This is a genomic window from Methyloversatilis sp. XJ19-13 (assembly GCF_024580155.1).
Classification (GTDB): Bacteria; Pseudomonadota; Gammaproteobacteria; order Burkholderiales; family Rhodocyclaceae; genus Methyloversatilis.
Genome location: NZ_JANINH010000002.1, coordinates 387,639 through 406,735 on the forward strand (window position 1 = coordinate 387,639; position 19,097 = coordinate 406,735).

13 protein-coding genes are annotated in these 19,097 nt (G+C 66.8%); 8 read left to right on the forward strand and 5 right to left on the reverse strand.

Annotated elements, in window-relative coordinates:
• Positions 1-255: 255 nt before the first annotated feature.
• Together NMQ14_RS04370 and NMQ14_RS04375 are read left to right on the forward strand one after the other, a co-directional pair.
• Complete coding sequence (locus NMQ14_RS04370; RefSeq protein ID WP_257093807.1) at positions 256-1,458, forward strand: ammonium transporter; 1,203 nt, start codon at positions 256-258, stop codon at positions 1,456-1,458.
• 106 nt (positions 1,459-1,564) lie between these two features.
• Positions 1,565-2,770 carry a phospholipase A gene (locus NMQ14_RS04375; protein WP_257093809.1) on the forward strand — a complete coding sequence of 402 codons (1,206 nt, stop codon included), beginning with the start codon at positions 1,565-1,567 and terminating at the stop codon, positions 2,768-2,770.
• A gap of 45 nt (positions 2,771-2,815) precedes the next feature.
• On the opposite strand, the gene NMQ14_RS04380 is transcribed toward NMQ14_RS04375, so the two are convergent.
• The 3 genes from NMQ14_RS04380 to NMQ14_RS04390 are packed head-to-tail and all read right to left on the reverse strand — an operon-like array spanning position 2,816 to position 6,626.
• Positions 2,816-4,861: a HAMP domain-containing sensor histidine kinase gene (locus NMQ14_RS04380; RefSeq protein WP_257093811.1), complete on the reverse strand. Its 2,046-nt coding sequence runs from the start codon at positions 4,859-4,861 to the stop codon at positions 2,816-2,818.
• Between the two features lie 14 nt (positions 4,862-4,875).
• Positions 4,876-5,745, reverse strand: coding sequence for an NAD(P)-dependent oxidoreductase (locus NMQ14_RS04385; RefSeq protein WP_257093814.1), 870 nt, complete (start codon positions 5,743-5,745; stop codon positions 4,876-4,878).
• Positions 5,742-6,626, reverse strand: a complete 885-nt coding sequence (locus tag NMQ14_RS04390; protein WP_257093816.1) for an NAD(P)-dependent oxidoreductase — start codon at positions 6,624-6,626, stop codon at positions 5,742-5,744. Before NMQ14_RS04390 ends, NMQ14_RS04385 begins: the two co-directional genes overlap by 4 nt.
• Positions 6,627-6,727: 101 nt before the next feature.
• Here NMQ14_RS04390 and ybiB point away from each other — a divergent pair, with 101 nt between their 5' ends.
• Entirely contained in the window at positions 6,728-7,642 is a 915-nt protein-coding gene (gene ybiB, locus NMQ14_RS04395; protein WP_257093818.1) for a DNA-binding protein YbiB, read from the forward strand.
• 55 nt (positions 7,643-7,697) lie between these two features.
• On the opposite strand, the gene NMQ14_RS04400 is transcribed toward ybiB, so the two are convergent.
• Complete coding sequence (locus tag NMQ14_RS04400; RefSeq protein WP_257093821.1) at positions 7,698-9,185, reverse strand: methyl-accepting chemotaxis protein; 1,488 nt, start codon at positions 9,183-9,185, stop codon at positions 7,698-7,700.
• Between the two features lie 775 nt (positions 9,186-9,960).
• Complete coding sequence (locus tag NMQ14_RS04405) at positions 9,961-10,107, reverse strand: hypothetical protein (RefSeq protein WP_257093823.1); 147 nt, start codon at positions 10,105-10,107, stop codon at positions 9,961-9,963.
• On the opposite strand from NMQ14_RS04405, the gene nirB reads away from it, so the two are divergent.
• From nirB to NMQ14_RS04430, 5 genes are all read left to right on the forward strand, one after another.
• Positions 10,106-12,574 (forward strand): nitrite reductase large subunit NirB, encoded by a 2,469-nt coding sequence (gene nirB, locus NMQ14_RS04410; protein WP_257093825.1) that lies wholly within the window; start codon positions 10,106-10,108, stop codon positions 12,572-12,574. The genes NMQ14_RS04405 and nirB overlap by 2 nt on opposite strands.
• Before the next feature lie 119 nt (positions 12,575-12,693).
• Complete coding sequence (nirD, locus tag NMQ14_RS04415) at positions 12,694-13,011, forward strand: nitrite reductase small subunit NirD (RefSeq protein ID WP_257093828.1); 318 nt, start codon at positions 12,694-12,696, stop codon at positions 13,009-13,011.
• A 244-nt stretch (positions 13,012-13,255) separates the two neighbouring features.
• Entirely contained in the window at positions 13,256-14,470 is a 1,215-nt protein-coding gene (locus tag NMQ14_RS04420; RefSeq protein ID WP_257093829.1) for a NarK/NasA family nitrate transporter, read from the forward strand.
• A gap of 16 nt (positions 14,471-14,486) precedes the next feature.
• A complete protein-coding gene (locus NMQ14_RS04425) occupies positions 14,487-16,166 on the forward strand; it encodes a bifunctional protein-serine/threonine kinase/phosphatase (protein ID WP_257093831.1) in 1,680 nt (559 codons plus the stop codon).
• A gap of 161 nt (positions 16,167-16,327) precedes the next feature.
• Positions 16,328-19,057 carry a nitrate reductase gene (locus NMQ14_RS04430; protein WP_257093833.1) on the forward strand — a complete coding sequence of 910 codons (2,730 nt, stop codon included), beginning with the start codon at positions 16,328-16,330 and terminating at the stop codon, positions 19,055-19,057.
• Positions 19,058-19,097 lie beyond the last annotated feature (40 nt).

Consider the following 19,097-nt stretch of genomic DNA (forward strand, 5'->3'; position numbering starts at 1 on the left):
CATTCGATGCACCAAGGGCGCGCATTCTGAGGTAAATCACACCATTTCGCACCTGTTTGGTGCGGCTCCACGTAACGCGGGCCGCAGCAGCGTTGCCTCGGTCGGCCGATCTTCCGCACTGCAACAGTGCGCGCAACGGCGCGCCCTCCGTGAAACAACTTTCCTGCACACGATCGGTGCAATTCATCGTCATGAATGCCTTCCGCTGGTGCGCTCTTTGCTTTTCGCACCGCCACGGTGAATCGTGGAGGAATCATGGAAAGTTTCAAGACATCGACCGATGTGCTGTTCGTACTGCTCGGCGCCATCATGGTGCTGGCGATGCATGCCGGTTTTGCCTTTCTCGAAGTCGGGACGGTCAGACGCAAGAATCAGGTCAATGCCCTGGTCAAGATTCTGGTCGATTTCTGCGTATCGACCTTGCTTTACTTCTTCGTCGGCTACGGCATCGCCTACGGCGTCAGCTTCTTCGGCAGCGCGACCGCCCTGACCCAGTCGAGCGGCTACGACCTGGTGAAGTTCTTCTTCCTGCTGACCTTTGCGGCAGCCATTCCGGCCATCGTGTCCGGCGGCATCGCCGAGCGCGCGCGCTTCTGGCCCCAGGTGGCGGCCACGGCGATGATCGTCGGCCTGCTCTACCCGTTCTTCGAAGGCATGGTGTGGAACGGCAACTTCGGTTTCCAGTCGTGGATGGAGGCGCAATTCGGCCATCCGTTCCATGATTTCGCGGGTTCCATCGTGGTGCACGCGGTCGGCGGCTGGATCGCGCTGGCCGCTGTGCTGCTGCTCGGCGCCCGGCGGGGGCGCTATTCGCGCGACGGCGGCATTTCGGCGCATCCGCCCTCGAGCATTCCCTTCCTTGCGCTCGGCGCCTGGATACTGACCGTGGGCTGGTTCGGCTTCAACGTGATGAGCGCCCAGAAGCTCGAAGGCGTGAACGGGCTGGTGGCCGTCAATTCCCTGATGGCCATGGTCGGCGGCACGCTGGCCGCACTGATCGCCGGCCGCAATGACCCCGGCTTCACGCACAACGGACCGCTGGCCGGACTGGTGGCCGTCTGTGCCGGATCGGACCTGATGCATCCGCTCGGTGCGCTGGTGACCGGCGCGGTCGCCGGCGGCCTGTTCGTATGGATGTTCACGCTGACCCAGAATCGCTGGAAGATCGACGACGTGCTCGGCGTGTGGCCGCTGCACGGCCTGTGCGGCACCTGGGGCGGCATCGCAGCGGGCATCTTCGGTACGCAGGCGCTGGGCGGGCTCGGCAATGTGAGTTTCATGTCGCAACTGGTGGGCAGTGTCACCGGCGTCCTGATCGCGCTGATCGGCGGCTTCATCATCTATGGTCTGCTGAAGACGCTCATCGGTATCCGGCTCGATCCGGAACAGGAGCACGAAGGCGCCGACCTCGCCATTCACCGCATCAGCGCGTCGCCGGAAAGGGAAACGCTGTGGTGACACGACAGTCCCTGTAGGCGGGCGGTGACAGCCGGAGGCCAGGGACGGCGACGGCATGAGCAGGCGGGAGAGCGCACAATCGTGAGGTCTTCCACGGAGCTTTCCCATGCACAGCATTTCCCGCCCTCCTTTTTCCCTGGCGCGACGGACCAGCGGTCTGCTGGCCGGGCTGCTTGCGGCACTGACCACCCTGCCCGTCCAGGCCGATCTGCTGCTGGCCACGCGCCAGACGCAGATCGAGCCGGGCCTGCCGCTGACGCTGACGGTGATCTCCACAGCCGGAGAAACGCTGCCTGACGATCTGAAGGCACGCGTCATCGTCGGCGTGCGGGCGGCCGACGTTGCGTTGCGCGCCCGTGCCCCGGCCGAGGCCGGCCGGCGCGAGTACGCCGCGGTGTTTCCGACCGATCTCGAAGGCACCGGCCGCATCGAACTGACCAGCGCGGCGTCCAGCGTGCTGCTGGTGCAATTGAAGCCGGCGCCACTGGCAGCCGGCGCCGTGGCCGTCACGACGCCGGACGCAGTAAGGGCCGCGAACGGAGATGCCGCCACCGGCGAGCCGGTCGGCGTCGTGAACCTCGGCCGCAACCGGCTGGGTCTGTCCACCCACGAGCCGGTCTATTTCGTGGCCGGTTCGCGCGGTGACACGACGGCGCGCTTTCAACTGTCATTCAAGTTCCGGCTGTTCGACCCGGACGGCTGGGCAACCGAAATTCCGGTCGGCGAACTGCTGACCGGCCTGCACTTCGGCTATACGCAAACGTCGATCTGGGACTGGAGCAGCGATTCCAAGCCATTCCGCGACACGGTCTACAAGCCGAGCTTCTTCTACGAATTCGGCCCGTACAGGCAGATCGGCTCGCGCCACACCTTCACCGCACAGGCCGGTTACGAACATCAGTCCAACGGTCGCGACGCCGACGAATCCCGCTCGATCGACACCTTGTTCGCCAAGCCGTCATGGCGCTGGGATCTTGACCACAACACCCATGTCGGCGCCTCGCTGAAGGTATTCGACTACACCGACCGCGACCCGACCAACCGCGACATTTCGCGCTATCGCGGCTATGCGCTGCTCGGCGTCGAGGTGGGCAACGATGACGGCTGGCTGCTCAAGGCAGAAAGCTATCCGGGCAGCCAGGGTTCGCTGCAGGTCGACCTGTCGTACCGGCTCAAGCGCCTGCTGATCGCGGACGCGGGCGCCGGCGGCTTCCTGCACTTCCAGTATTTCAATGGCTATGGCGAAAGCCTGGTCGACTACAACCGCAGCGGCCCGGCCCAGTTCCGGGTCGGTTTTTCGATCGTTCGGTAAGCGTGTCCTGCCGCGGACGGACGCGGCCAATCCTTCCGGCGCACGTCAGGCGTGCGGCACGCCATCGCTGTCGCGGAACACTGGCTCGGCCAGCAGATGCACGGTGAAGATGCTGCCTTCGCCCGGCGTGCTGCTCACCGTGATGCTGCCGCCGTAGCGCTCGACCAGGCCGAGTGACACGGACAGACCGAGACCGGTACCTTCGGCACGCTTGGTCGTGAAGAACGGGTCGAACACGCGACCCAGGTTCTCCGCCGCAATGCCATGGCCGGTATCGCGGACCAGGATGTCGGCACCAGGCCCCGCTCCGGCGGGTTCGTCCCGGTCGCGGCTGGCAAGGGTCAGCGTGCCGCCATCGGGCATGGCGTGCAGCGCATTGACCATCAGGTTGACCAGCACCTGCTGCAGCTCGTCGCGGTTGATGCGCACGCGCGTCCTTGCCTGCAGATCGAACATGATGTCGACCGCCGGTGCCGGCACCTGATGCAGCACCAGCGGCAGCGTGTCGCGCAGCAGCGCCGACACGTCCACTTCGTCGATGTAGCCGGCGAATTCACCTGGCCGCGCGTACTGCAGCAGTTTGGTGACGATCAGCCGGATGCGGTTGATCTGTTCGTCGAGCAGGCGGATTTCGGTCGCGACGCCGCTTGCGGCATCGCCCAGCAGATCGCGCATCAGGTCCAGATTGCCCTGCATGACGGCGATCGGATTGTTGATTTCGTGCGCCACGCCGGCCGTCAGCTGGCCGATCGCCGCCAGCTTTTCCGAGCGGACCAGCTGGCGCTGGGTTTCGCGCAGTTCCGCCGTGCGCTCGACCACCTTGTGGTCAAGTTCGGCGTTGAGCTGTTTCAGTTCCGCCTCGCGCGCCGCCACGGTGTCGAGCAGGGTGTCGAGGTGGGCCGCCAGACGGGCCACTTCCTCACCGCCCGACACCGCGCCGGTGCGCGCCGCGGCGTCGCCCTGCTCGACGGCGCTGATCGTGGCATCCATGCGCTCGATCGGCCGGAAGATGCTGCGCGCGCCGCGCAGCGACAGCACGACCCCGGTGGCCATGATGAGCGCGAACAGCGCGATCAAAGCCGCGAGGATGTTCTGCTTCACGTCACGGAACGGTGCTTCGAGAAATCCGACGTACAGCATGCCGACGCGCCGCCCCTCGCCGTCGACCACCGGCTCGTAGCCGGACACATACCAGTCGTTCACGACGAAGGCGCGGTCCAGCCAGCGCTCGCCGTTGTCGAGCACGCGGTGGCGCACCGCCGCCGACACGCGCGTACCGAGCGCGCGGTCACCGCCGAACATGCGCACATTGGTGGCGATGCGCACGTCGTCGAGAAACAGCGTGGCGGTGCCGCGCGATCCCAGCGGCAGCGCGCCGTCGTTGTAGACCAGATCGTTGATCGTATCGACGAAGTCGAGGTTGCGGTTCAACAGCTGGCCGCCTTCGAGCACCGCGATCTGCCGCCCCTGGGCGTCGACCACCGGACTGGCGACGTGAATCATCATGCCGCGCTCTTCTTCGGTGCGCGGGTCAGGGCGGGCGTTCTCGGTGGGCACGATGGCGAGGCGGGCGCGCTCGCGCAGCGGCGGGCCGATCTGTTCGAGTTCGGGCGCACCGAAGATGGACAGGGCCACCTGCGCCTCACCGGCCAGCGCCGCAGCGACCACCGGCCAGTGGCTGCGCGGCGTGTCACCGGGGTACCGAAGATGCGGACCGGCTTCATCGGTGGAACTGGCAATGACGCGGCCGGCTTCGTCGAGCAGATGGAGGTAGTCGAAGCGACGCGACGTGGCCTGCTGCGCCAGCATGGCGCCGAGCGTCGCATCGTCGCCCATGGCGCTGCGCAGGCGGCCCGATCCGGCCAGTCCGGCCACCGCAAGCTTCTGCGCTTCGAGCACCCGGTCGAGGTACTGACGGGCGATGGTCAGCTCGGCATTCACCTTGTATACCAGCAACCGGTCGTACGCCGAATTGCCCCAATACACGACCAGACCGATCAGCAGCGGCAGCATCAGCAAGGGTGGCGCGAGCACCAGCAGCAGCAGGCGCGCGCGGACCGAACTCCCTCGCAGAGATGAAAGCAATCGCATCGCCCGAGGCGCCGTCAGGTCGGCGATGCTTCGAGCACGGTCAGCAGCGCCGAGGTATCGCGCGTCGCGCCGCCCTGCCCCATCAGCGCATTGAGCTGCTGCCATACCGCGGCTGACAGGGGCATCGCGAGGCCGAGCGTGGCCGCCTCGCCGAGCACGATGCCCATGTCCTTGTGGTGCAGGCGAGCCTGAACGCCGGCCGAGAAATCGCGCGCAGCCATCTTTCCACCAAACAGGTCGAGCGCCCTGGAGGCGGCCGAGCCGTGCATCACCGCCTCGCGCACCGTGGCGAAATCGACACCATTGGCGCTGGCCAGCCGCGCCGCCTCGGCCGCCGCTTCGATGAAGGCGCACAGCAGAAGCTGGTTGCACGCCTTGGCGACCTGGCCGGCACCGTTCGGCCCGACATGCACCAGCGTACGGCCGACCGACGACAGCAGCGGCCGCATGCGCTCGAACACCGCTGCATCGCCGCCCGCCATGATGGACAGGCTGGCGTCGATTGCGCCCCGTTCGCCGCCGGACACCGGCGCATCGAGCATGTCGATGCTGCGTCGGGCCAGCGTATCGGCGATGTCGCGCGCGGTGGAGGGCGCAATCGTGCTGTGGTCGATGAAGACGCAGCCCGGCGACGCGCCTTCGATCACGCCATCGGCACCGAGCGCAACCTGACGCACGTCCGGCCCGGCGGTGACCACGCACAGCACGGCATCGGCGCCGCGCGCGCAGTCCGCCGGCGACTCGGCCGCACGGGCACCGAGTGCGACCAGCGGCGCCATCGACTCGGCGCGCCGCGCCCACACGGCGACGTCATGGCCGGCGCGCAGCTGATTGGCGGCCATTGCGCGCCCCATTGCGCCGAGGCCGATGAAGCCGGCCTTCATCCTTCGATGCCGCCCAGACCTTCCAGCACCTTGAGCACGGCGATCGAATCTTCCTCGCCCAGCCCCTGGCCGACCATGGCATTGAGCATCTGCGCCGCGGCGGCGGCGGCGGGCAGCGCCAAACCCATCTGGTGCGCCTCGTTCATCACGATGCGCAGATCCTTCTGGTGCATCCAGGACTTGAAGCCCGGCTTGAAATTGCGGTCCAGCATGCGCTGGCCGTGGTTCTCCAGGATGCGGCTGTAGGCAAAGCCGCCGAGCAGCGCCTCGCGCACGCGTGCCGCGTCGACACCGCTCTTTTCGGCGAAGGCAAAGGCTTCGGCCAGCGCCAGCACGCCGACACCGGTGAGTATCTGGTTGCAGGCCTTGGCCACCTGTCCGGCACCGCTGTCGCCAACCCGGGTCACGTTCTTGCCCATCAGCTGGAACAGCGGCAGCACGCGGTCGAAGGCGGGCTGCGGTCCGCCGGCCATGATGGTGAGCGCCGCGTTGATGGCGCCGACTTCGCCACCTGATACCGGCGCGTCGATCATCGCCACACCCTTGGCCGCCAGCCGCGCGGCGATCGAACGCGCGGCATCGGGCGCGATGGTGCTCATGTCGACGAAGATCAGATCGGCGCGTCCGGCTGCGCCCTCGGCAACGCCCTGCGGGCCCAGCGCGACCGCTTCGACGTCAGGTGCGTCGGCGACCATCGAAAACACGATGTCGGCCTCGCGCGCCGCATCGGCGATCGACGTATGCAGCGTGGCAGCGCTGTCGCGGAACGGCGCCAGCGACTCCGGACGACGTGCCCACAGGTGCAGGCTGTGGCCGCCCGCGGCAAGGTGGCCGGCCATCGGCCGCCCCATCAGTCCCAGTCCGATGAAACCAATCTTCATGCTGTTCTCCTCGATGCGTTGTGCGCGCCTGTACCGGCGCTGCAGGGACTGCCGACTATAACGCAGCAGGCCGCGCCGCCCGCGCGGGCATAATCCGGCCCATGGACTACACGAAACAGATCAAGGAAATCGGCCGCGGCGCCAAGGGCGCGCGCGCGCTGTCGCGCGACGATGCACAGGCCCTGTTCGGCGACATGCTCGACGGTCGCGTACCGCCGCTGCAGCTGGGCGCCATCGTGCTGGCGATGCGCATCAAAAGCGAATCACTGGATGAACTGCTGGGTTTCAAGGCGGCGCTCGACGCGCGCCTGACCCGCGTCGAGGCACCGCCCGGCCCGCGCACCGTGGTGCTGCCGACCTACAACGGCGCGCGCCGCCGCCCCAACCTGATGCCGCTGCTCGCCATGATGCTGGCGCGCGAAGGGGTGCCGGTGCTGATCCACGGCCACTTTGACTTCGACAGCCGGGCCGATCCGTTCGCGCTGCTGGCTGCGCTCGACCTGCCGCTGGCCGACAGCGCCGCACACGCCGGCGAACTGCTCGCGAACCGGCGCATTGCCTGCATCCAGGTCGCGAAACTCAGTCCGGGGCTGGATGCGCTGCTGTCGTTGCGGCCGCAGTTGGGCGTGCGCAATTCGGCGCATTCGATGACCAAGATGATCGATCCGCTGCCCGGACGCAGCGTACGCGTCGTGCCGGTAACCCATCCGGAGTATCTGGACAAGATGACGCAGTTCCTGCGACTGGATGGCGGCCATTCGATGCTGCTGCGCGGTACCGAGGGCGAGGCCTATGCCAATCCGGCGCGCCGGCCGTCGATGATCGGCTTCTTCGACGGCACTGAAAGGCTGTTGTGCGAGGCAGAGGACGGCGCCTCGGCGCTGACCCAGCCGGAGGCCGGTATCGATGCAGCCGCCAATGCGGCGCTGATCGGCGAGCTGCTGGCCGGGCGGCTGCCGCTGCCGGCGCCGCTGCAGGCGCAGTTCGACGCCTGCCGGGAACTTGCGGGGTGTTGACGCAAAAGCGGGGTCCGCGTCTTCAACGCAGACCCCGATATGGCATTGATGGGCCCTAGTTCAGCTTGAACTGCCGGCTCGCGCCGACCAGCGATTCGGCCGTGTCGCCGAGCCGTGCGGCGGTGGCGCGATCTTCCTCGGCGATCACCGCAGTGTCGTGCGCCAGCCCGGTGACCTGTTCGATCCCCTGCGCAATGCCGGTTGCCGCCCGCGTCTGCTCGCGCATCGAATCCGACATGCCGACGATGATGTTCATCATGGCGCCGATCTCGGCGGACACGGCGGCGATGGAATCGCTGACCGATGCCACCTGATCGACCCCGCGCTGCGCCGTCGCCACCGTGTTGGCAACACTTTCGAGCGCGCGGTCCTTGCTGGTCTGCATCGCATCGACCGTGCGGGCGATGTCTTCGGTCGCCAGGCGGGTGCGCTCGGCCAGCTTGCGCACCTCGTCCGCAACCACCGCAAAACCGCGTCCCTGCTCGCCTGCCCGGGCAGCTTCGATGGCGGCGTTCAACGCAAGAAGGTTGGTCTGATCGGCGATTTCCTTGATCAGCGCGACGATGGCTTTGACGCTGTCGAACTGCGAGCCGATCAGCTCCATGCTGCTTTCCACCTCGTGGATCGCCTCGCCGGTCTGCCGGATGTCGCCGGCCAGCCCCTGCATGACGGCCACCCCGTTGTCGGCCGATTGGCCGCTGCGCTGCACCCGCGCGCTGGCTTCATCCGCTTCGCCGGAAATGTGCTGGATCGACGTGGTCATCTGATGAACCGCGGCAGCCATGCGTTCGCTCGCTTCGCACTGCTCCCCGGTCGAGCGCGTGATGCGCTCCGAGTTGACGCGCAGCGTGTCCGCCACGCTGCGCGCGCTGACCGACTCGGTGACGATCAGACTGACCGTCTGCGCCAGTTTCAGTCGCATCGATTCCATCCGGCCCAGCAGCGGCATACCCGGGTGCTGCGGCACATCCGACACGAGATCACCGGCACCGATGCGTTCCGCGATGTCGCCGATCCAGGCAGCCTGCAGGGCATCGCGCTTCAGGCCGATCGCCATGTAGCACAGCAGCCCGGCCTCGGCCACGACGAACGCTGCATGCACGAACACCATCGACAGATTCGCGCCACCGGCGAACACGAACACGCCGACACCAGCTGCCTGCATGAAATTGAACGCCATGTGATGCACGGCGATCACGCCGGCGGCCATCACGATCGGACGCCAGTCGCGGTAGTAGAGCAGGAAGGCCAGCATGACGAAAATGGCGAAGTGCGCTTCGATCAGGCCGCCGGTCAGCTGGATCAACAGCGCCGCCAGCACCATGAAGGCGCTGGCGCAGGCAAGGCGGGTCACCAGGGCACCCGGTGCCAGGCGATGGATGAGCAGCGGCACAACCGCCGCCGGCAAGCCGACCATCAGCGCAACGAGCAGGTCGCCGTACGCCGTACCGACCGCAATGCAGATGATGGACAGCAGTGATGCGCTGATCAGCATCACGCGATCGGCAGCCGAATGGGACGATTGGAGAACGTGTTCGTTCATGATGAAACCTTGCTGGTGACGGTCGGGGTGCGCGGGCTCGTACAGAGGTTCGCAGGTTTGTCCAGCATGTGTCCGGCCAATGCAAAGCCGCTGGCTGTCAGCCAACCGGTCAGCAGAAGCCAGGCCAGTCGATCTGCGGAACGGCTGTGCGGCCGGGCGGGACATGAGATCGATGGGTAAGTCATGAACTGCTTAACGGCGGAGAGGACTGATTTCTTGAAAGGCAAGGGCGTCGCACCACAAGGGTGCATCGGTGCGCGACAACCGCCACTACGGTGCGCAACGAATGCGTTCCGAGGGTGAGCGCCGCAGTGCGTCGACCGGGTGACGGTCACCGGAAAGCCTTGATGGCCGGGCGTTGCCGCGGTTCCGGCGCGGCATGCCAGCCAGCCGCGGTCACGATGGCAAAGGATTTGCTTAGTGTTATTCGGTCTCGTTGCATCCACGCGTGGTGGAACTTGACTGAGGTTCTGTTCATGTCCCGATCATTCCTGCCGACAAGGTGGCGCATCGCGCACCCGACCGGAGGAATAAAAGGCCAGGCAACCACGGCGCAACGACGCGTCCTGCCTCGCCCGATACGCGACCGCTGATCCGGGCCAACAATCCAGAGCGGTTTCGACCGCCCCTGCATCGCGTCGAGCATTGCGTCTCGACAGCATCAATGCCGCATCGGGCTCAGGCGCTCGATGTGGCCCGGCAGCAAGCGGCTTCCTCGTCCAGCGGCGGACCGGAACCGGCAGATAACAATTCGACCGGCACGTGCCGGTCATGATCATTTGAACCCGACAGCCATCGGCACCAATGCCGATGTGTGCGTCTGCTCGCGTGCCGGGTTGTCGTCCCGGCCGCCGGGCGACGACGCCGCTGCCGGATCGTCGGCCGCGCGATTCGCGGTCAGCACTCGCAGGAAGCAGACCATGGAAAAGAAACGTCTTGTGATGGTGGGCAACGGGATGGCGGGCTGTCGCACGCTGGAAGAGCTGATCAAGATCGCACCGGGGATGTACGACATCACCGTGTTCGGCGCCGAGCCGCATCCCAACTACAACCGCATCCTGCTGTCGCCGGTACTGGCCGGCGAAATGACGGTGCAGGACATCATCCTGAACGACTGGGACTGGTACCGCGACAACGAAATCACGCTGCACGCGGGCAAGAAGGTCGTGAAGATCGACCGCATCGCTCGCAAGGTGGTGGCCGAAGACGGCACCGAAGCCGAATACGACCGCCTGCTGCTGGCGACCGGTTCCAACCCCTTCATCCTGCCGGTGTCGGGCAAGGACCTGCCGGGCGTGATCGCCTATCGCGACATCGCCGATACCGACGCGATGATCGAGGCGGCTGCGAACCACCGCCACGCGGTCGTGATCGGTGCCGGCCTGCTCGGCCTGGAGGCGGCCAACGGCCTTGCGCTGCGCGGCATGCACGTCACCGTGGTGCATCTGGGCGCATGGATCATGGAACGCCAGCTCGACCGGCCGTCGGCCGACATGCTGCAGGCCTCGCTGGAAAAGAAGGGGCTGGCCTTCCTGCTGGAGAAGCAGACCGAGTCGCTGATCGCCGGACCGGATGGCCGCGTGTCGGCCGTACGCTTCAAGAGTGGCGAGACGATCCCGGCCGATCTGGTCGTGATGGCCGCCGGCATCCGTCCGAACACCACGCTGGCCGAATCGGCCGGCATCCACTGCAACCGCGGCATCGTCGCCAACGACACGATGCAGACCTACGACCCGAAGATCTACGCGGTCGGCGAATGCGTCAGCCACCGCGGCATCGCCTACGGCCTGGTCGCGCCGCTGTTCGAACAGGCCAAGGTGTGCGCCAATCACCTCGCGCATTACGGCATCGGCACCTACAAGGGTTCGGTCACCTCGACCAAGCTGAAGGTGACCGGCATCGACGTGTTTTCCGCCGGCAATTTCACCGGCGGCCCGGGCTGCGATGACATCGTGCTGCACGACCCGTCGGGCGGCGTCTACAAAAGGCTCGTGCTGGAAGGCGAACGTCTGGTCGGCGCCTGCCTGTATGGCGACACCGCGGATGGCGCCTGGTACTTCCAGCTGATCAAGGACGGCCAGGACATCCACGCGGTGCGCGACCACCTGATGTTCGGCCAGAACCACCTGGGTGACGTCGGCCACAAGGGTCAGACCCAGGCCGCTGCGATGCCGGACACGGCCGAAGTGTGCGGCTGCAATGGCGTGTGCAAGGGCACCATCGTCAAGGCGATCAAGGAAAAGGGCCTGTTTTCGCTCGACGACGTGCGCAAGCACACCAAGGCGTCCAGCTCGTGCGGATCGTGCACCGGTCTGGTCGAACAGATCCTCGCCTCGTGCATCGGCGGTGCCTACACGCCGGCCAGCTCCACCTCGAAGGCGATGTGCGGCTGCACCGACATGAACCATGGCGACGTGCGTGCGGCGATCCGCGACCGCCATTACATCGACATCCCGACCGTGATGCGCGAGTTGCAGTGGAAGACGCCGAACGGCTGTGCGTCCTGCCGCCCGGCGCTCAATTACTACGTGCAGTCGAGCTGGCCGCACGAGGCGAAGGACGATCCGCAGAGCCGCTACATCAACGAGCGCGCGCACGCCAACATCCAGAAGGACGGCACCTATTCAGTGGTGCCGCGCATGTGGGGCGGCCTGACGACGCCGAACGAACTGCGCGCCATCGCCGACGCCGCCGAGAAGTATCAGGTGCCAACGGTGAAAGTGACCGGCGGCCAGCGGATCGACCTGCTGGGCGTGAAGAAGGACGACCTGCCCGCCATGTGGGCCGACCTTGCGCAGGCCGGCATGGTGTCCGGTCACGCCTACGGCAAGAGTCTGCGCACCGTGAAGACCTGCGTCGGCGCCGAGCACTGCCGCTTCGGCACCCAGCTGTCGATGGGTCTGGGCGTCAAACTGGAGAAGATGCTGTTCGGCATGTACAGCCCGCACAAGGTGAAGCTCGCCGTGTCCGGCTGCCCGCGCAACTGCGCCGAAGCCGGCATCAAGGACGTGGGCGTCATCGGTGTGGAATCCGGCTACGAAATCTATGTCGCCGGCAATGGCGGCATCAAGACCGAGGTCGCGCAGTTCTTCTGCAAGGTGACCAGCGACGACGAGGTCATGGAGTACTCCGGCGCCTTCCTGCAGCTCTATCGCGAAGAAGGCTGGTACCTCGAACGCACGGTGCATTACATCGACCGCGTCGGCCTCGACTATGTGAAGGGCAAGGTGGTCGACGACGCAGAGAACCGCAAGGCGCTGTACGAGCGACTGCTTTTCGCGCTGCAGGACTACAAGGACCCGTGGCTGGAGCGCGCCGAAGCGGACGCGAAATCCGAGCTCGGCCGTGAGTTCCGCACCATCGCCATCAAGCAGGCGATGAAGGCCTGATCCTGGGATGAGGGGTCAGGGGCTAGCGACAAGCCCACCTCGCGCGGCAAAGCCGCGCCTGTTCCCTAGCCCCCAGCCCCCAACCACTAGCCCCTCCGGATACCCATACAGGAACCCTCATGAGCACCGAAACCTCCACCTGGGCGCCGGTCTGCGCGCTCGAAGACATTCCCCACCTGGGCTCGCGCATCGTGCGCAGCGACACCGGCGACATCGCCATCTTCCGCAATGACAGCGAGGTGTTCGCGGTGCACGACAAGTGTCCGCACAAAGGCGGACCGCTGTCGCAGGGCATCGTGCATGGCAACACCGTCACCTGCCCGCTGCACAGCTGGAAGATCCAGCTCGATTCGGGCGACGCCGTCGCACCGGACGTCGGCTGCACGCGCAGCTTCGAAGTGAAGGTCGAACAGGGACAGGTGCTGCTGAAAGCCTGATCCACCGCGTACGCCCCGTAGGTTGGGGTGAGCGCAGCGATGCCCAACAAGAGCTTGATGCGCATCGCACTGAGTGGCATCGGCATGTTGGGCATCGCTGCGCTCACCCCAACCTACACATGATTACCGATGCTCGGCGGAGCGAAGCTCAGCGGCTCACCCATTTCATTCACAGCAATCCCGAAGAACGGCTGTCCGCAACGACGCGCACAGGCCGGATCGATAACGGGGAGGTCATCCACCGATGGACAGGAAAGCATTTCTCAAGGCCGGTCACACGCCCACGCTGTTTGCCGCCTTTCTCTATTTCGATCTCGCCTTCATGGTGTGGGTGCTGCTCGGCCCGCTCGGCGTGCAGATCGCCCAGGACCTTAATCTGACGCACGCGCAGAAGGGCTTCATGGTGGCGGTGCCGGTGCTGGCCGGTGCGCTGCTGCGCATGCTGATGGGCGTATTGGTCGACCACCTGCAACCGAAGAAGGCCGGCGCCATCGGCCAGGTCATCGTCATCGCAGCGATGTTCGTCGCCTGGCAGTTCGGCATCCACAGTTATGAACAGGCGCTGCTGCTCGGCTGCTTCCTCGGCTTCGCTGGCGCAGCCTTCGCAGTGGCGCTGCCGCTGGCGTCGCGCTGGTATCCGCCGGAACACCAGGGCACGGCACTGGGCATTGCCGGCGCCGGCAACTCCGGCACCGCACTGGCTGCGCTGTTTGCACCGGGGCTGGCGGCGGCTTTCGGCTGGGTGAATGTGTTCGGTCTGGCGCTGATTCCGCTGGTGGCCGTATTCATCTTCTACCTGCTGGTGGCGAAGGACGCGCCGGAATGCCCGCCACCCAAGACGCTGGCTGAATACCTGAAGGTGCTGAAGGACCGCGACGCCTGGTGGTTCATGTTCTTCTACAGCGTCACCTTCGGCGGCTTCGTCGGGCTGGCCTCGTCGCTCACCATCTACTTCAACACCCAGTACGGGCTGGATGCGCAGATGGCCGGTTACTTCACCGCCGCCTGCGTGTTCGCCGGCTCGCTGGTGCGGCCGATCGGCGGCAACCTCGCCGACCGCATCGGCGGCATCCGTACGCTGACCGTCATGTATGTCGTTGCAGCAGCCTTCCTGTTCGGCGTGAGCTTCGGACTGCCGCAGGCCTGGATGGCGGTGGTCGTGTTCGTCGGCGCCATGCTGGCGCTGGGCATGGGCAATGGCGCGGTGTTCCAGCTGGTGCCGCAGCGCTTCCGGCGCGAGATCGGCGTCATGACCGGCCTGGTCGGCATGGCCGGCGGCATCGGCGGCTTCTATCTCGCGTCTTCGCTCGGCTATTCCCGCGAAGCCACCGGCAGCTACCAGACCGGCTTCATCATTTTCGGGCTGCTGGCCGTGCTGGCGCTGATCGGGTTGACGCGGGTGAAGACGCGCTGGCGCACTACGTGGGGGGCGGCCCACCTCACCTCTGCGCGCATCTGACGCAGGGCTCCCGGTCATGACATTGAAGGTGTCCATCGGCCAGTGCTCGATCGCCGGGCCGCGGCCGCGCAACGAGGATTTCGCGGGCGCTGTGACGCCCGCGGGCGAAACGCTGGACGCCAGGGGCGTGCTGCTCGCCGTGGCCGACGGCGTCGGCGGGCATGCCAATGGACGCGAAGCGGCCGAGCTCACCGTGCGCGGCCTGCTCAACGATTACTACGCCACCCCCGACACCTGGAGCATCGCGCAGTCGATCGACCAAGTGCTGGGCGCACTCAATCGCTGGCTGATCGCGCACGCCGCGCGCACACGCGAAACCGCCGGCATGGCGACCACGCTGTCGGCGCTGGTGCTGCGCGGCACGCGCTGGCATCTGGCCCATGTCGGCGATTCGCGCATCTACCTGTACCGCGCCGCGGCGCTGACGCGCCTGACCGAAGACCACACCTGGGCGCACCCCGAACTGTCGAACGTCCTGCATCGCGCGGTGGGACTCGACGCCCGCCTCGCGGTCGACCACGCCGAGGGCGAACTCGAGGTGGGCGACTGCTTCGTGCTGCTGAGCGACGGTGTGTGGAACACGCTGCACGATGAAGGTATCGCCAGCGTGCTGGCGCGCGATGGCGAACCGGAGTCGCTGGCCTCGGCGCTGGTACTGCAGGCCGAAGCGCGTGGCACCAACGACAACTGCACCGCGCTGGTGGTGCGCATCGACGCGCTGGCCCGGGCGGCACTGCGCGACCGCCTTGCCCAGGCTGCGCAACTGGACCTGCCGCCGCGGCTGCACCCGGGCGATGTCGTCGACGGACTGAAGGTCGAGACGGTGCTGCACGAATCGCGTGTCACCCTGCTGTATCGCGTGCGTGACATCGCCAGCGGTGAAGTCAGGGTGCTCAAGACCCTGCGTGCGGACGCGGCCGATCCGGATGCCATCGCCGCGCTGGTGCACGAGGAGTGGCTGGCGCGCCGGGTGGTGTCGCCACTGTTTCCGCAGGTGTCGAACCATGCCGGGCGAAGCAGCCTGTACTACCTTATGAGCTGGCATGAGGGGGCAACACTGCGTGCCCGGCTTGATGCGGGCCACCACTTCGGAGTCGAGCAGATTGTCCGGCTGGGTTGCACCGTGCTGCGCGCGCTCGGCACATTGCACCGGCTCGGCATCGTGCATCGCGACATCAAGCCGGACAACCTGCATCTGGACGCCCAGGGCGCATTGCGCGTACTCGACCTCGGTGTCGCGGCGTCCGACGGCGAAGCGTTCGGTGAGATCAACAACCCGGGTACGCCGAGCTACATGGCGCCGGAACTGTTCGCGGGCTCGGTAGCCAGCGAGTCGAGCGATCTGTTCGCGCTCGGTGTCACGCTGTACGAGTTGCTGACCCGGCGTTATCCGTACGGCGAGGTCGAACCCTTCCAGCGACCGCGCTTCGGCGATCCGCTGCCGCCCACGCGGTTTCGCCCGGACACGCCGGAATGGCTGGAAGCGGCGCTGCTCAAGGCCGTTGCGCGCACACCCGATGCGCGCTTTGAAACTGCCGAGGAATTCCTGCTCGCGCTGGAGCGCGGCGCACACCGTCCGCTTGCGCTGCCACGGCGCGCGCCACTGATCGAACGCGCCTCGACGCGCCTGTTGCGCCTTCTGCTCACCGGCTCAACACTCTTGAATCTGCTGCTGCTGTGGGCGCTGCTCGCATGAATGCCGCGTACCGGGCGCACCAGTGGCATGCATGCACCGTTCATTGCGCCCCGCGAAGGAGCGCGCGTGCACGCCATCGCCGCAAAAGCGCCCGCACAGGCGCGCAAACAAGCCTTCAATAACGTGGCATACGCCTTGCTAAACGTCTGGCGGAGACAACAATGACCGATAAGCGACACGAAACCCGCTCGACCTGCTGCTACTGCGGTGTCGGGTGCGGCGTGATCATCGAACACGACGGCAGCCGTATCAGCGGTGTGCGCGGCGACCCCGGGCATCCGGCGAATTTCGGCCGGCTGTGCACCAAGGGCGCCACGCTGCACCTCAGCGCGCGTCCGGAAACGCGCGCCCTGCATCCGGAACTGCGCCTTGGCCGCGATGCGCCGCGCACGCGCGTGGGCTGGGATGCTGCGCTCGACCATGCCGCCGACCGGTTTGCGGCCATCATCGATAAGCACGGCCCGGACGCTGTCGCCTTCTACATTTCCGGCCAGCTGCTGACCGAGGATTACTACGCCTTCAACAAGCTGGCAAAGGGACTGATCGGCACCAACAATGTCGACACCAATTCTCGCCTGTGCATGAGTTCGGCCGTGTCGGCCTACAAGATGACGCTCGGCGCCGACGCGCCGCCCTGCTCCTATGAAGACATCGACCACACCGACTGCCTGCTGATCGCCGGCGGCAACCCGGCCTACGCCCACCCCATCGTCTATCGCCGCATCGAGGACGCGCGGCGCGCCAATCCGGCGCTGAAACTGATCGTCATCGACCCGCGCCGCACCGACACCGCGTCCGACGCCGACCTGCATCTGCCGCTGCTGCCCGGCACCGATGTCTGGCTGTTCAACGCCATGCTGCACGTGCTGCTGTGGGAAGGACACGCCGACGACGCCTTCATTCGCGCACACACCGAAGGCTTCGACGCACTGCGCAGGCACGTGCGCGACGTGACGCCGGCGGTTGCCGCGGAAATATGCGGCCTGCGCGCCGAAGACATCGTCACCGCCGCGCAGTGGTTCGGTTCGGCGAAGGCGGCGATGTCGATGTGGTGTCAGGGCCTGAACCAGTCGCATCACGGCACGCACAACGGCACCGCGCTCATAGCGCTGCATCTGGCCACCGGCCAGATCGGCCGCCCGGGGGCCGGTCCGTTCTCGCTGACCGGTCAGCCCAATGCGATGGGCGGGCGAGAAGTCGGCGGCATGGCCAACCTGCTGTCCGGCCACCGTGACCTCGCCAACCCGGCACACCGGGCCGAAGTCGCGCGCCTCTGGGGCATCGACGACGTACCGGCGCAACCCGGCCTGACCGCGGTCGATCTGTTCGAGGGCGTGCGCAGCGGCCAGGTGAAGGCGATCTGGATCGCCTGTACCAATCCGGCACACTCGATGCCCGATCAGGCGCTGATCACCGAGGCGCTGCAGACGGCTGAATTCGTCGTCGTGCAGGACGCCTGCCGCAGCACCGAAACCGCCGCCTTCGCCGATCTGCTGCTGCCGGCGAGCACCTGGGGCGAAAAGGAAGGCACGGTCACCAACTCGGAGCGCCGCATCACGCATGTGAAGGCCGCACTGCCGCCACCCGGCGAAGCGCGCGCCGACTGGCGCATCGCCTGTGATTTCGCGCACGTGCTCGCACCCCGGCTCGGCCGCGACGCGATGAGCCTGTTCCCCTATGACAGCGTGGAACAACTGTTCAACGAACACGCCGAAACCACCCGCGGACGCGACCTCGACATCACCGGCCTGAGCTACGCCCTGCTCGACCGCCTCGGTCCGCAGCAGTGGCCCTTCCCCGCCGGCGCCGATGCCGGCCGGGCACGCCTCTACACTGAGCGCACGTTCGCGACCGCGGACGGCCGCGCACGCTTTGTCGTACCGGTCACCAGCACCACTGCGGAAAAGATCGACGCCCGCTTTCCGCTGCACCTGAATACCGGCCGGCTACGCGACCAATGGCACTGCATGAGCCGCACCGGCCAGGTGGCGCAGCTGTACAGCCATGTCGACGAGCCGCGCGTCGAGGTGCACGCCGACGATCTGGCGCGCCGCGGTCTGGCCGACGGCGACCTGGTCCGCATCCGCAGCCGGCGCGGCGACATCGTGCTGCGCGCCCACGCCAGCGCCGCCCAGCGACCGGGCAGCGCCTTCGTCGCGATGCATTGGGGACGCAACACACTTTCGAACAGCGGCGCCAATGCACTGACCGCAGGCCGGACCGACCCTTATTCCAAACAGCCCGAACTCAAGCACGCGGCCGTGCAGATCGCGCGCGCCGATCTGCCGCATCAGGCGCTGCTGCTGCGCACCGAAGCCAGCGACGAAGCCGCCGTCAGCGCTGCGCTGCGGCGCTCGGAAGCGCTGGCCCCGGTGCTGGCCCGCTTTGCCTACGCCGCACTGTCGCTGGCCGGCCGGGAGCGGCCGGTGCTGGTGCTGCGCATCGCGCACGACGCACCGATTCCGGACGACTGGCTTGCCGACATAGACCGCATCTGCGCGCTCGATGACCCGGCCTGCCTGGTCTATCGCGACGCACGACGCGACATCACGAAACGCGCGCTGATCGAGGACGGACTGCTGACCGGCATCCGGCTGACCGGCGAGACCGCTGCAGCCGGCTGGCTGCGCGACGTGATGACCGGTCGCCAGCCGACGACCGACCTGCGGCGCTGGCTGTTTGCGCCGCTGGGCACGCCGCCGGTGGCCACCGCCACGCGCGGACGCATCGTGTGCAACTGCCTCGACGTGGCCGAGCCCGACATCGCCCGGGCCATCGACGCCGGGGCGGACCTGTTATCGCTGCAGCAGTCACTGCGCTGCGGCACCTCCTGCGGGTCCTGCGTACCCGAGTTGAAACGCATGCTGGAAGCACGGCGGCAGGCGGCATAACAATATTTCGAGGAGACGAACATGAGCCTGGAGCGATCGC

Excerpts from the sequence above, each read along its gene's own strand:
- NMQ14_RS04405 (WP_257093823.1), bottom strand. The coding sequence starts at position 10,107 with ATGGTCTGCTTCCTGCGAGTGCTGACCGCGAATCGCGCGGCCGACGAT.
- NMQ14_RS04380 (WP_257093811.1), bottom strand. The coding sequence starts at position 4,861 with ATGCGATTGCTTTCATCTCTGCGAGGGAGTTCGGTCCGCGCGCGCCTG.
- NMQ14_RS04400 (WP_257093821.1), bottom strand. The coding sequence starts at position 9,185 with ATGAACGAACACGTTCTCCAATCGTCCCATTCGGCTGCCGATCGCGTG.
- ybiB (WP_257093818.1), top strand. The coding sequence starts at position 6,728 with ATGGACTACACGAAACAGATCAAGGAAATCGGCCGCGGCGCCAAGGGC.
- NMQ14_RS04420 (WP_257093829.1), top strand. The coding sequence starts at position 13,256 with ATGGACAGGAAAGCATTTCTCAAGGCCGGTCACACGCCCACGCTGTTT.
- NMQ14_RS04385 (WP_257093814.1), bottom strand. The coding sequence starts at position 5,745 with ATGAAGGCCGGCTTCATCGGCCTCGGCGCAATGGGGCGCGCAATGGCC.
- NMQ14_RS04425 (WP_257093831.1), top strand. The coding sequence starts at position 14,487 with ATGACATTGAAGGTGTCCATCGGCCAGTGCTCGATCGCCGGGCCGCGG.
- NMQ14_RS04390 (WP_257093816.1), bottom strand. The coding sequence starts at position 6,626 with ATGAAGATTGGTTTCATCGGACTGGGACTGATGGGGCGGCCGATGGCC.
- NMQ14_RS04370 (WP_257093807.1), top strand. The coding sequence starts at position 256 with ATGGAAAGTTTCAAGACATCGACCGATGTGCTGTTCGTACTGCTCGGC.
- NMQ14_RS04375 (WP_257093809.1), top strand. The coding sequence starts at position 1,565 with ATGCACAGCATTTCCCGCCCTCCTTTTTCCCTGGCGCGACGGACCAGC.
- nirD (WP_257093828.1), top strand. The coding sequence starts at position 12,694 with ATGAGCACCGAAACCTCCACCTGGGCGCCGGTCTGCGCGCTCGAAGAC.
- nirB (WP_257093825.1), top strand. The coding sequence starts at position 10,106 with ATGGAAAAGAAACGTCTTGTGATGGTGGGCAACGGGATGGCGGGCTGT.
- NMQ14_RS04430 (WP_257093833.1), top strand. The coding sequence starts at position 16,328 with ATGACCGATAAGCGACACGAAACCCGCTCGACCTGCTGCTACTGCGGT.